The following is a 13,325-nucleotide window of genomic DNA, read 5'->3' as shown; positions in this document are numbered from 1 at the left end:
ATTTTACCAACCTGGGTTCTGTACCAGGTTTTCATTTTTTACGATGGCTGTAGCCGGGATTGGGTACAGGTATTGTTTGTTATTAGGGTCCCAAGTACGGGGCTGGGCCTTGAACCATTCCAAATGTTTATCTGCAGTGAGGGTTTGAAAGTTGGTAGCCTTTCCACCGATAGCGACTTTAGCAACACCTGAAGGTACTGTGATGGATGGTCCAGATTGACTGCCATCGTAGAACACAACATCCATCTTACCATCATGGTCTAAATCCATTAAAGTATTCAAGGCTGGCACATAGATACCCGTCCAAGGTAGGTTTGCCATCAATTCACCTAATTTCCAACGCTTCAAATCATTGAATCTGAAACCTTCTAATGCAAGTTCTACCTGTCTTTCCCGACGAATCTCTAAGAGGATAGGGTCAGAAATCTTAGGGAAGAAGGTCTTTTGAAGGAAAGGGTCTACTTTTGAAGGTAATGCATTGGTTCCTCCAGTCACCCCCGCGCGAGCGCGAAGTGCACCAATGGTCTTTTGCCAATCTGAAGCCGATAATTGCTTTAATTCAGCTTTTGCCTCTGCATAATTTAATAAAACCTCTGCAAAGCGCATCAACGGGACAGCATTGGTGTTGTAGCCACCATTGTCATAGAAGCTATCATCCAAAGTATATTTGATAGGCTGATAACCCGTATAGGTAAAGCTGCTGAAGTTGGGCGGAGCTGGAGCATCATTGCGTTTGTAACCGGGTGTACGGATCAACTGCGAAAGGCGATTGTCCCTGTTTTGGGTTTCCTCAAAGAATTCTTCGGTTTTGTAGTTAGCACGGTCGGTATATGGAGTTCCATCGATATTCAATATGCTGTTCACAAATTCCCTGGACAAGCTCAATCTAGGACCGTAGGTTGCGGAAGTCCACCACCAGTTGGCATCATTTAAGATGGCCAATTCCTTGCTGAATGCTACAGCTAGCATAACCTCAGAGGTAACCGGCGTATTGCTGATAAACAGCTGCCTTTGGGATAATTTAACCCCTTGGGCAGTATTCAGGGAATAAGGACCTTTTGACATCAGGATATCGCCGGCATCAACCACCATTTTAAAGAAATCATCTGGTTTTGTTGGTAGATCAAGTGCATGGTATTTACGGAAGGTCCCTTCGAATAGTGCCACTCTGGTTTTTAGGCCAAGGGCAGTCCATTTGTTGATTACCGTACCGTCGCCTGCACTTTCAGTGATGTTTTGGTAGGCATAGTCAAGGTCTTCCAAGATGTGCTTTACTACTACCTCCCGAGAGTCCTGCTTTGCAAAAAGAACTTCCCTTTCATCTTGCGAGATTGGATGGTCTATCCATGGCACATCTCCAAATCGTACGACCATATTATAATAGAACCAAGCCCTGAAGAATCGAGCCAGTCCGGTATAGTTATTACGGATCGTTTCATTAACCTCCTCACGGTTGTTCTTGACGATCATTTGGTTGATGTTCCTTAAGGTAGACCAAGACCAGCCCGAACTCACTTCAGGAGAATAGGCTCCCTTGACCATAAAGTCATTAAGGCTATTGACCACAGAATAATCGGTCATGGCATCGCCCTTATAGGCATCTGAACCGGAGGTAATATTGTTGTAGAATGAAATACTGTAGGTTTTCAATCCGTTTTCGGTTCCAAAGATATCATCTTCGGTTGCGGTTGCTTGGGGCATTTCAGATAGTTCACAAGAACTGAACAGCAATGCGATAGCAGGTAGATATAATAAATTTCTTAATGTTTTCATGATTATAATCCGATAGATAGGTTAAAACTATAGCTTTTCATAACCGGGTAATTGAAACCATCACCATGTCCTGTCGAGATATCAGGATCTGAAGGTCTTAAGTTGCCGACATCTAGATCTTTTGTCCTTTTGTAGAATGGGGACCAAGTAAATAGGTTTTCACCAGATAATCCAATCCTTAGGCTCTGAACTTTAAGTTTTGAAGTGATTGAACTAGGGAAATTATAGCCTATCTGCAGGTTTTTCATACGGATGTAAGAGATTTCCTGTAAGAACCTTGTTTGTGGATTGACCTTAATGGATTCATTATATCCTGCATAACGTGGGAAGTATCCATTCGGATTGTCCTCAGTCCAATAATTGTCAACATGCCAAGATGGAAGGTTGTTGTAAGGTCTATTATATTGTCCCCAGAAGATTGATTCGTTTCCAGGATACCACTGTTGCTTACCAACACCTTGGAAAAAGGATGATATGTACACATTCTTCCAGTCCAAGTTGAGGTTGAAGCTATAGATGTAACGTGGTTCTTTGTTACCGATGATTCTTTTGTCACCATGGTCAGTCAAGGTATTTGTTCCATAATCAATGACACCATTTCCATCTAAATCAGCAAAGCGTACATCACCAGGATAGATCTTACCAGAATTGGATGATTTAATCAAGGATTGTGTAGCAGCAGCATCGATTTCCGCTTGGTTCTGGAATAGGCCTTGGGTTTCATAGCCCCATATTTCACCTAGGGTCTGGCCGATATAATAATCAGAAAGGTTTCCGGTTTCATTGTTGTAGCGATCGATGGTTGATTTATAATCAGCCAAAGTTCCTTTTACAGACCAGTTAAATGGACTTCCTGAAGCTTCAAAGCTATCTCTATATCCTAGTGAAAGTTCAAAACCTTGGGTAGTCATGTCGGCATAGTTTCCTTTAGGGGATGCTGCACCGAATACATCTGGCAATGTCATACCTACGGTGTACATATTCAATGTTTTACGTTGGTAGAAATCAGCCGTAAAAGTCAATTTATTATTGATGGCAGAAAGATCCAGACCTATATTGGCCGTTCTTGCAGTTTCCCAGGTTAGGTTGTTTGGAATAACCACTGGAACCCCTGTATATGGATTTTTAACCCCGCCAATCACCCTGTTGGAGATACTGATGGAATACTGATCCATAAAAGCATAGGGGTCAATATTACCATTTCCAAGTGAACCATAGGAACCTCTTAGTTTTAAATCGGAGATAGCGCTCTTGTCTACTTCAAAGAAAGGTTCTTCCGAGATTCTCCATCCCACGGATGCAGAAGGGAAAAAGGCCCACTGCTCATTGATAGGGAACTTGGAAGATCCATCGTAACGTCCATTGAATTCAAATAGGTATCGATCTTTATAGATATAATTAGCACGCATAAAGACGCCAACGTTTCTGTATTTGTTGTAACCAGCAGTTGCGGTGGTATTTTGACCTAAAGCTAGGTTGATATTGTCAACATCTTCGGTCAGAAGCCCTGTCTTTGTGATATAATCTGATTCGTAAACGCGTTGTTCATAGTTATAACCCAATAAACCTTTGAAATAATGGTCGCCAATGGTTTTTTCGTACTCACCATATAAGTTTCCAAATAGGTATTTCCATTGTTGGTCGACCAGATAGATATTGTTGTTCATGGAGGTTTCCAGTTTCAACATTTTTCCTTCAGCAACACTGTATGGAACTGGCACGCGGACGCGAGTAGAATTGAAATCACGGTTCCTGAAGGTGAAATCACCTTTTATTCTCAGGGAGTTATCCAAGAATTTAGTTTCGAATGCCGTGGTATTTCGAAGGTCAGCGTTTTTAGTGGCTGTACCATTCTTGCCGTAAATGAAATCACCGACAGTATAGGCTGCCGAGAAACTGAAGGAGCCATCAGGATTAAAAATTGGAGAGGAAGGGTGACCTTCATCAGCTATGTTTCTCCAGATATTTCCACCTTCACCAGCTGTCGAAGGATCCCAATATTTAGCATAGGAGTAGTCGATGTTATTGGTAATCCTTAACCAATCATTGACCTGCATTCCTGCTTTAGCTCTAGTGTTGTACGTGTTATAATTGTCGGTATTGAAATTATACATACCGTTGTAGTCATAAGTTCTGCCAGATAGATAATAGTCGAATCTACCGGAGTTTCCTGAAATGGAAAGGTTATGGTCCTGAACAAAGGTGTTGTCCTTGATCAGGGTGCCATAATAGTCCTCATTGCCATAATAAACGTAGTTTCCTTTATCATCTACTGTAACTTCTTCAGTAATGCCTTGTTCTTTACGGCGTTTGAATTCTTCTAACCATTCTGTAGTAAAGATCTGGGTCTTATTCAGTTTACTTGGGATTGATGAATAGTTGTTCCATGCATTATATGCTGTAAAGAAGTGGGAAGCATAGGTATATCCATCTGTAATAAAGTCGGGTCTAGCGATTGGCTTCTGGAATGAAGCATTTCCGGAGTAGGTAATGCTTGTTCGGTCTGCCTTAGCTCTTTTGGTTGTGATCAATACCACACCGAATGTACCGCGAGATCCATAAATAGCCGAAGATGAAGCATCCTTTAAGACCGATACAGATTCGATATCATTGGGGTTCAGTGAGGAAGGATCGCCTTCAACACCATCGATTAAGATCAAGGCACTTCCACCTTGCCCGATGGAGGTGGTACCACGGATGTTGAAACTAGGATTACGGGTTGGTTTACCGTCAGCAGGAACAATGTTTAAGTTAGGAACAGCACCCTGCAGCATTTGGCTGGCATTTGCCAAGACCCTTCCTTCGAAAACTTCAGGACCCACTTGGTCTACAGCTCCGGTAAGGTTGGCTTTCTTTTGTGTTCCATAACCTACAACGATCACTTCTTCCAGATTGGTGTCGTCAGGAGTCAGGGTTATCTGCACATTACTTGATGTTACCGTCACGTTTTGTGCTTCAAAACCTAGGTAACTGATTCGCAACTGCTGCCCTTGACTAGCTTCGATTTCAAACTCACCATTTTCATTGGTACTGGTAGACTTCTGTGTGGTCAGGTTAGTAATTGTTACTGGGGATAAAGGATTTCCATCTTTATCCTTTACAACACCTCGAATAGTCGATTGTCGTAGTTCTGAACCAATAGCTTTGAATGGCTCAGCAAGTCTCAAGTCCACATTTGCCCAACTGGGATAAGAAAGGCAAAGGGCGAGACTAACAATTAATGTTTTTCTCATAGTGATTAAAACGGTTTAGTGTTTTGGCAAAAATGTAGTTTTAAGATTGATTCAATGTTAAGCTAATATTATATTAACTTAAAAATCTTAAATAAGTTTGATAATAAATAGTTGAATATTAGTAATGTTGAAATGTTTTTAAAGATTTCTTAAGAAAATATTTGAAATTTATACGAGGATATTCTTGGGAAATACCGTTACTTTTTATCCATAACCTTGATGATATGAGAAAATTATCTCTCTTTATAGCTTGCAGTTTAGATGGTTTTATCGCTAAGCCAAATGATGATCTCAGTTTTCTGAATTTAGTTGAAAAACAGGGCGAAGACTACGGATACGCAGATTTTACCGCAGATATTGATACAATTATCATTGGTAGAAAGACTTTTGATTTTGTTGAGCGAACCATAGGTGTTCAACATTATGATCAAGCTGAACGTCAGGTTTATGTGATTACGAGCTCCGATAGACCGGCACAGGGAAATATTAAATTTTATAATGGTAATGTTATTGCATTAGTAAAGGATTTGAAAGCTGCTGATGGCAAAGGTATTTACTGTGATGGAGGGGCAGAGCTGATCAATGAGCTATTAAGAAATGAATTGATTGATGAATTGATCATATCTATAGTTCCAGTTTTGTTGGGAGAGGGGGTACGGCTATTTAAGGAACATATGACAGAACAAATCCTTGAGTTACATTCGGTTAAATCATTCGAGACTGGTTTGGTACAGCTTCATTATCGACGGAAGGAAAGTGCGAAATAGGATTGGGCAATCAATAGAATTCAATTAGTCTTTGATTGATGATGTCGTACTCATAAAGTTTTCTATTTTCATTATCGATATACAGCCATTGTAAAATATTCTGCTTATTATCTTGGTCTGTTCCAAGGCCAATGACCATATAGGGTCGGTCTTCAAAAGTTATTTCATCGATTTGATAAATCATCTTGGCCTGATCCTTTTCCTTTAGGATTTCTTTGGTGAGAGGTTGGGTGCTATAGGCAAGATAGTATTCTAAGTATGCAGTTAAAAATATGCAAGGTAGGAATCTGTTAATTGTAGATCAGGAGATTTGGCATATTGTAGGAGGTTTGGATAAGCTCTTCGGAGTGCATGTACCTTTCCATCCATTAATTTTGTATAATCCAAGAGGACTTGATTGATTTCCATCAAATCACCATCAATATTTTTAATTTCCTCCTCTTTCCATAGCACTTCAATGATATCACCACGCAGCAAATCCTTGCTAGGTTCTTTTTTAGCCATGAAGACCATTGGCCATGATTTATTTCCTTCTTGCACAAAGAACAGAGTTATGTCTCCCTCATCGTTATACTCCTTAAAGACCAAGGTATCTTTAACCTGCGCTTGAGTTGCATTTATATGAATGAATAGGAGTGCGAGGAAGAGTAGTAAATGTCTAGCTATCATGACTTATCAATTTGAAATTGAAGGAATTTAATTTAAATCATTCAAAATTTACGAATAAAGCTTTAAGAAATTAGTATTAGCCTTTATTATTAACTGAAAGTAAAAATTATGAAACATGTAAATATTCTTTTGAGTGAAGCTGCACAATTGCTTTTTTGAAAGCTATCTTTGCGCCATATTTATAAAAAATAGCTGTAATTAATATTAGAAAATATGAAGATGATTTTAACTGCCGATCTATGTGATGCGTATATGCCAAACCTTCAGGTTGTAAAACCCATTGGATTCATGAATTATGGGAAGAAGAAGAGTTTTCATGGACAGATTGTAACTGTGAAAGTTTTTGAAGCCAATGAATTGATCCGTGCGATATTGGAGGAAGATGGCAATGGAAAGGTGTTGGTAGTTGATGGTGCTGGTTCAGATCGTAGGGCTTTGGTCGGCGGCAATATTGCAGCTATGGCACAGGAGAATGGTTGGTCTGGCGTATTGATCAATGGCGCGATCCGTGACGTTTTGGAAATTGCTGAGGTGGATATGGCGGTTCTTGCCTTGTACAGCAATCCACACCGTAGCGCCAAAGAGGTGCAAGGCGAAAGAGACTTGACCCTTCATTTTGCCGATGTAGATTTTATTCCTGGCCATTTTATCTATGCTGATGAGGATGGAATTATACTTTCAGAAAAGGAACTTTCATAATATTTTACTCTAAAAAGGATCATTATGAAGTATCCTTGGCTGTAAATGATGCGCCAATACGCCTAGACTGTATTAATTTAACTAACTTTGTAGCTTTACATTCATTTTAAATATTCAGCAGTGTCTTTAGATAAATTAAAACTTAGCAAGCGTCTCCATGCATCGATGAACGAATTGGGTTATTTTACAGCCAAGGAATTCCAGTTAAATGCTCTTTCACGCATCGTCGGTGGACATAGCATCCTCGGCATTGCTCCAGAAGGTGCCGGAAAAACCACGACTTATGTCCTTGGGGTATTGATGCGGTTGAAATATACCGACGATGAAGCTCCTAAAGTTTTAGTCTTAGCACCAAATGAAGAAAGAATCGCTGAAATCGTAGAGCGTTTTTATGCCGTAAGCCGTAATAAGAATCTGCATATTATGGGACTTAAGACCAGCGGAGGGATGGAAGAGGAGATCGAAGACCTGGTCCGAGGTGTAGATATCGTTGTGGCTACACCTGCCCGTGCGCGGGCGGTCTATTTGAAACTGGGCCTTAACCTAAACCGTATCGAAACCTTTGTGATCGATGATGCAGAAGAAATCGTAAAGCAAGGGATGCAAACCAACGTTCGCGAATTGGCGCAAAGTTGTGGGAAAGTGCAATACCTATGCTTCAGTACCGTTGAACATGAAAAGCTGCATCTGATGATTGACGGTTTTATGCCTTATGCAACCCTTGTAGAAGTGGATGAGCTTGGCGAAAACAGTCATGACACCCATGAACTGATGCTTTATCAGGTGCCTAATTTCAGTACAAAGATCAACCTTTTGAATGATCTAATGGCTGATGATGAAGTTTTCGATAAAGTAGTTGTCTTTGTAAATACCAAACATACTGCCCATAACCTATTGGATAGGCTACATGCCAAAAAGGGTGTTGCTGCTATCTATAGGCCTATGTTCCATGATGACTATGGCTTTGATGATATCAATATCTTTAAACAGAGGCCCGAATGCCGTATCCTGATCGTAGCCAATGAAGGCCTTGAGGATATAGACTTAAGCGCTGTACCTTTTATCTTCCATTTTGAAATTCCAGAGAACAGGGAAGAATTTATTAAGCATGTCCTGAAGATTGGTGAAGATGAGGTTATCGCCATCAGCTTTGCTACCGACATTGAGCTTCCTGAGGTTAAGAAAATCGAACAGAGTATTGGCAAAAAGATCCCTGTGATGCCACTTCCGGAGGATCTAACGATCTATAAACCATCTGAGGTATCTAAAGAAAAAGCTGTTGAGGATGAAAGTAGAGGGGGAGCCTTCCATAAAAAGAAGGAAAGCAACAGTAAGACCTACAATTATGGGAGTGGAGTGAAAGCTAAGATGACCAAAAAGAATAAAAAGAGGTAAGCACCTAGATCAGCTTTTTGATTTCTTGGATATCATCTATTTCTGAAGGGAGTTTATCTTTTCGCCAGCGAACAATTCTGGGGAACCTGAGGGCGACGCCCGACTTATGTCTGTTACTTGGGGCAATGCCTTCGAAGGCTATCTCGAAAACCAATTCAGGTTTTACGGTACGAACAGGGCCAAATTTCTCTATAGAGTTTTCACGAACGAACTTGCTGACCTCAGCGATTTCCGTGTTACTGAGTCCTGAATAGGCCTTGGCAATGGTTACCAATTTATCCCCGTCTTTCACGGCAAAGGTATAGTCGGTGTAGTGCCCACTACGGCGGCCGCTACCCCGTTGTGCATAGATCAGTACGGCATCGATGCTCATCGGATCCACCTTCCATTTCCACCAGAAACCTTTCTTTCTCCCAACCTGATAGGCCGAATCTTTGGCCTTTAACATCAAACCTTCTGCATTTATATTTCCAGAGGATTCCCGAACCTTATTGAGTGAATTCCAATCGCTGAAATCCAATAATTCCGATAATAAGAAATTTTCTGAATTCAATTTACCCAGGAGGTCTTCTAATATTTTCCTTCTCTCCTTCAGTGCCATGTCTCGTATATCCTGTCGGTTCAGTTCCAAGATGTCAAAGGCAATAAATTTTATAGGGACCTCTTGCATCATTTTCTTGGAAATATTCTTCCGGTTCAGCCTTCTCTGCAATTGATTGAAGGTCATGACGCCATTTTCATCATAAGGAACGATCTCTCCATCGATGACAAAATCAAAATCCACCTCTTTCAGATCTTCCAATAGTTCGGGGAATTGCTCATTTACCAGCTCCTCACCACGCGACCAAATAAAGGTTTCGCCTTCCCGTTTGATTACCTGTCCGCGGATTCCATCCCATTTATATTCCACTTGCCAATCTTGCTCCATGCCTAGACTTTCAAGATCCTGAACCAAGGGATTTGCAAGGCTAAAGGGATAGGGAACGGATAGGTTGATGTTGATATGTTCCCCCTTGATAAATTTTTCAAAGGAGAGCAATTCAGGATCCCAATCCGACATAAGGCTATGGGCTACCAGGTTTGCATCCAAATCATAATACTTGGCAAAAGCATTAATGAGCGTTTTAGAAGATACACCGATCCTAAAACTACTGCCCATAAGTTTATTGAACACAAAGCGTTCGGTCTGTCCCAGGCTTTCCCATGAAGTGAGGATGTAAGATTTGATTACATCATCAGGTTTTCCCTGAAGAGCCATGATTTCCTGAATCCACTGGTCCAAGCTTTTTTCGACAGTATGTTTGGCGGGCGGTATGATCAAGGCAATGGTCTCCGCCAGATCACCTACAGCTGTATATGATTCCAGAAACAGCCATTCAGGAATGCCACTGTATTCAATGGCCAATTGACGCATGATATTGGTCTTGACAGAACGGCGCGGCCTTTTTCCCGTAAAGAGACGGATGAACCAATACTTATCCAATTCGGAAGATTCAGCGAGGAACTGTTCAATAGCTAGGATTTTGCTATTGGTCTTATTGCTGCTGTCCAGCGCATTTATCAGTCTTGCCAGTACCTTCATCTTATTCCTTGATTAGCTGTTCATCAGTTTCTTCTTCGCTGCCAAAAGCAGTTGTAATTTCCTCAGCTTCAATGCCTATTTCATTGAGGTACCTCGAAAATTCTGCTTTAAAACCGTGCGTAACATATACCTTTTCCGCAGCTGTTTCACGCACCGCAGTCAATAGGCCTGGCCAATCGGCATGGTCACTGATGGCAAATCCCGCATCAGCACTGCGCCATCGCCGGGCACCGCGAACCTGCATCCATCCAGAACAGATTGCCGTTTGTGCATTGGGAATATTCTTCAAGATATTGGAACCAAATAGGGAAGGAGGTACAATGATAATTTCGCCTTTCATGTCCTTTGGGCGATCATTGAAATCAATAGTTTTATAGGCAGGTAAGGAAATGCCACTTTCGGTAAAAGCTGCATTGATCCTGGAAATGGCATAATGCACATATAGGTCATCAAAACCTTCCAACGCCTTCATGATACGTTGAGCCTTTCCTAAGGCATAGCCGATGATTATCGAATTATTTCCATTTCGTTTATTATTGGCCACCCATTCCCCAAGGTTTTGGTTGATTTCGTCAACCGGTAGCCAATTGTAGATGGGCAGACCAAAGGTGCTTTCAGAAATGAACTCATGGCAACGGATCGGTTCAAAAGGAGTGGAGAGGCCATCATCCTGGATTTTATAGTCCCCGGAGACAACCGTTACTTTCCCCTGAAATTCCAATCGAACCTGTGCCGAACCAATTAAATGCCCTGCAGGGTGCAGGGAAACCCTTACCGAATTGATTTCGATAGCTTGGTTGTAATCCAGTGTCTGAACCTTAATATCCTGTCCTAGCCGCAGTTTGAGTATCGGAGCCGTCAGTTCATGGCATAGATACCGCTTCATACCTATCCGGGCATGGTCTGCGTGTGCATGCGTAATAATGGCATAATCCACCGGCAACCAAGGATCAATATAGAAGTTTCCTTGAGCACAATATATCCCTTCTCTCCGAAATTCCAACATAGGCCCAAGGCTTTAGGTTTTAGTCTTTAAAACTGTACAGAAAGATTACATCACCTACATAGACAGGTTTGTCAGACTCCTCACTCATGAGTTTAGCTTGAATGGTCGCTTTTACCGTACCACGCAGGTTGTTGATAGATTTCACCAGAGCATGCAATCGAACACGGGTATTCACTTTTACTGCTTGCCCGAATTTAAGGTTTTCAATACCGTAGTTGATTTCCATCTTCACATTCCTGACATCCGCAATCTGCTTCCATAAATGGGGGATAAGGGATAGGGTCAGGTAGCCATGTGCAATGGTGGTTCCAAATGGGCCTTCATTCTTCGATTTTTCCTCATCTACATGTATCCATTGATGGTCCAATGTAGCATCAGCAAATAAATTGATCTGTTTTTGGTCAATTAAATGCCATTCAGAAAGACCTAATTCTTTCCCTTCATAAGTTTTGTACTCTTCGTAATTATTGATGATTACCATAGGTATTATTAGTATATAAAAATAAGCTAGTGATTTTTTTTGATTAATTAAAGGTTTTTAATCCATGAAAATCCCAATCAGCTCAGTCTGTAGGGTTTAATTACCCTTATTTCTAACAATTGATAGCTCCATATGTTTGCACTGGAGCCTAGGTTTCCCTAAATGAAATATGAATTGCATATGGTTATTTGATAAAGCGTATTTCCTTTATCAATGCGTAATGTAATAGACAAACTTACCTACAGCTTCTGCAATCTTATAGACCATCAATACAGCAATCAAAGCTGCAAATCCTAGTATGATTTTTTTATTTTTCATAATCCGTTTTAATAATTGGTTATCCTAATTCGGTAATCGTTACAAAATTTACTTAATTTATGTAAAATTCTTTTTTCAGGCATTAATTTATCACAGATTTCATGCAATTATACATTCCAAAAATAGAGTTAGACAGCTTAGATAAATCTGGATTGGAAATCTACCAAGGTTTAGATGCTGAACCATATGGCCCGGACCTGGCGAGCAAAGTCTGCAAAAAGCTGATGCAAAATCCAGGAGAGGATACAGGCCTATATTTTTCCCATCGTGATTATTGCGGACTGGGACTGTATTTTATCAACCAACAATTTATGCTAGGCGTAGTAAATGATGGTTATGGACCAGAACCAATGCTGGCAAGCTGCGAATCAGATACTGATTTAGTAAACTGGCTGAGTCAAGAATCTGATCAAACCATGTCGCTATATGGAAGTCACTTTAATAACCAAACCATTACTAAGTCCCGTTTGGAATGGTATCTAGAAGAAAATTATTCACCTACCTGGAATATGTACTGTTTGTATATGAATGATAGGCGGGGAAAAGGAAGACCATGATAATATTTCGAATAAAGCCTAATCCGAAAAATTAGGCTTTATTGATTTTAATTGATTTTTTTACCGGTAATTAGGATCTGCTTAGTTGCTTTACTTCCAAGCGTAGAAACCGATAATGAGTTTTCGTCTTTGATATATACGAATACTCCCTTTGGATCATCGTCATCATTGCTCATCGTACCGTTCTGCTCATAGACATCAAAAGTTTCCGAAACACTTCCCGAAGCTGCATTTGTCGTGAATTTTAACTGGTCTTCACCCGCTTGAGTAACCGTTACGATGCTATTGTCATAACTGGTGAACTTGCCGTTAGAAAGATGAATGCTCAAATCTCCCTGGTAACTCCCCACAGCATCAATAGGCTTCAAATTACTGTCTTTGCTACAAGACGTTGTTCCAATAAGACCCAATGCAATAAATAGCATAAAGTGTAATTGCTTTTTCATATTAAGTAGATTGTGTGATTTCTTGACACGAAACAATTTCCCTGCCAAAGATAAAAATCTGTGGATCCGGTAAATGGTAAAATAGGGGATATACCAAAGAAAATAAAGGAAATCGGAAATGTTAAGCTAAATATAGGCTATGCTGCTTTTTTGGAATTATTCAAGGCTAAGTAGATAATTGAACCAATCACATTAAAAACCAATACAACCAATATCCAGACCACTCTTTGGCCACTGGATAGTTCTCGGTTCGTGACGATATGGTAGATGGAAAAGACTGTAATAAATAACATAATTATCCAAATCGCACTAGCTATTAAACTGCCTAAGAAAAGTAAGTTCATAATGATTGATAATTATGGTGATTGATGTTGTTATCATGAATTTAGAAAGAATTGT

13 protein-coding genes are annotated in these 13,325 nt (G+C 40.4%); 4 read left to right on the top strand and 9 right to left on the bottom strand.

Annotated elements, in window-relative coordinates; genetic code table 11:
• Positions 1 to 3 precede the first annotated feature (3 nt).
• Complete coding sequence (locus NMK93_RS12045) at positions 4 to 1,773, bottom strand: RagB/SusD family nutrient uptake outer membrane protein (protein ID WP_254527547.1); 1,770 nt, start codon at positions 1,771 to 1,773, stop codon at positions 4 to 6.
• A 2-nt stretch (positions 1,774 to 1,775) separates the two neighbouring features.
• Positions 1,776 to 5,006: a TonB-dependent receptor gene (locus tag NMK93_RS12040; RefSeq protein WP_254527545.1), complete on the bottom strand. Its 3,231-nt coding sequence runs from the start codon at positions 5,004 to 5,006 to the stop codon at positions 1,776 to 1,778.
• A 224-nt stretch (positions 5,007 to 5,230) separates the two neighbouring features.
• Between NMK93_RS12040 and NMK93_RS12035 the strand changes: the two genes are divergently transcribed.
• On the top strand, positions 5,231 to 5,773 hold the full coding sequence (locus tag NMK93_RS12035; protein WP_254527543.1) for a dihydrofolate reductase family protein: 543 nt from the start codon (positions 5,231 to 5,233) through the stop codon (positions 5,771 to 5,773).
• Positions 5,774 to 5,783: 10 nt separating this feature from the next.
• Here the strand turns inward: NMK93_RS12035 and NMK93_RS12030 are convergent, their stop codons facing one another.
• Together NMK93_RS12030 and NMK93_RS12025 are read right to left on the bottom strand one after the other, a co-directional pair.
• Positions 5,784 to 5,957: a hypothetical protein gene (locus NMK93_RS12030; protein WP_254527541.1), complete on the bottom strand. Its 174-nt coding sequence runs from the start codon at positions 5,955 to 5,957 to the stop codon at positions 5,784 to 5,786.
• Between the two features lie 80 nt (positions 5,958 to 6,037).
• Positions 6,038 to 6,442, bottom strand: a complete 405-nt coding sequence (locus tag NMK93_RS12025) for a hypothetical protein (protein ID WP_254527539.1) — start codon at positions 6,440 to 6,442, stop codon at positions 6,038 to 6,040.
• Between the two features lie 213 nt (positions 6,443 to 6,655).
• Here NMK93_RS12025 and rraA point away from each other — a divergent pair, with 213 nt between their 5' ends.
• Both rraA and NMK93_RS12015 read left to right on the top strand, forming a co-directional pair.
• Positions 6,656 to 7,141: a ribonuclease E activity regulator RraA gene (rraA, locus tag NMK93_RS12020; RefSeq protein ID WP_254527537.1), complete on the top strand. Its 486-nt coding sequence runs from the start codon at positions 6,656 to 6,658 to the stop codon at positions 7,139 to 7,141.
• Between the two features lie 120 nt (positions 7,142 to 7,261).
• Positions 7,262 to 8,536: a DEAD/DEAH box helicase gene (locus NMK93_RS12015; protein WP_254527535.1), complete on the top strand. Its 1,275-nt coding sequence runs from the start codon at positions 7,262 to 7,264 to the stop codon at positions 8,534 to 8,536.
• Positions 8,537 to 8,540: 4 nt separating this feature from the next.
• Here NMK93_RS12015 and NMK93_RS12010 read toward each other — a convergent pair whose 3' ends face one another.
• From NMK93_RS12010 to NMK93_RS12000, 3 genes are read right to left on the bottom strand one after another with little or no spacing between them, the layout of a single operon-like run.
• On the bottom strand, positions 8,541 to 10,118 hold the full coding sequence (locus tag NMK93_RS12010) for an ATP-dependent DNA ligase (protein WP_254527534.1): 1,578 nt from the start codon (positions 10,116 to 10,118) through the stop codon (positions 8,541 to 8,543).
• 1 nt (position 10,119) lies between these two features.
• Complete coding sequence (locus NMK93_RS12005) at positions 10,120 to 11,124, bottom strand: ligase-associated DNA damage response exonuclease (RefSeq protein WP_254527533.1); 1,005 nt, start codon at positions 11,122 to 11,124, stop codon at positions 10,120 to 10,122.
• 19 nt (positions 11,125 to 11,143) lie between these two features.
• Entirely contained in the window at positions 11,144 to 11,605 is a 462-nt protein-coding gene (locus tag NMK93_RS12000; protein ID WP_254527532.1) for a MaoC family dehydratase, read from the bottom strand.
• A 419-nt stretch (positions 11,606 to 12,024) separates the two neighbouring features.
• On the opposite strand from NMK93_RS12000, the gene NMK93_RS11995 reads away from it, so the two are divergent.
• The gene (locus NMK93_RS11995) at positions 12,025 to 12,480 is read left to right on the top strand and encodes a hypothetical protein (RefSeq protein ID WP_185212499.1); all 456 of its coding nucleotides are present in this window, start codon (positions 12,025 to 12,027) and stop codon (positions 12,478 to 12,480) included.
• A gap of 47 nt (positions 12,481 to 12,527) precedes the next feature.
• Here the strand turns inward: NMK93_RS11995 and NMK93_RS11990 are convergent, their stop codons facing one another.
• The gene (locus NMK93_RS11990) at positions 12,528 to 12,926 is read right to left on the bottom strand and encodes a hypothetical protein (RefSeq protein WP_254527530.1); all 399 of its coding nucleotides are present in this window, start codon (positions 12,924 to 12,926) and stop codon (positions 12,528 to 12,530) included.
• A 137-nt stretch (positions 12,927 to 13,063) separates the two neighbouring features.
• Positions 13,064 to 13,219, bottom strand: a complete 156-nt coding sequence (locus tag NMK93_RS11985; protein WP_254527528.1) for a PLDc N-terminal domain-containing protein — start codon at positions 13,217 to 13,219, stop codon at positions 13,064 to 13,066.
• Positions 13,220 to 13,325 lie beyond the last annotated feature (106 nt).

Source organism: Sphingobacterium sp. LZ7M1 (assembly GCF_024296865.1).
GTDB lineage: Bacteria > Bacteroidota > Bacteroidia > Sphingobacteriales > Sphingobacteriaceae > Sphingobacterium.
This window is presented reverse-complemented; position numbering and strand designations above follow the sequence as displayed.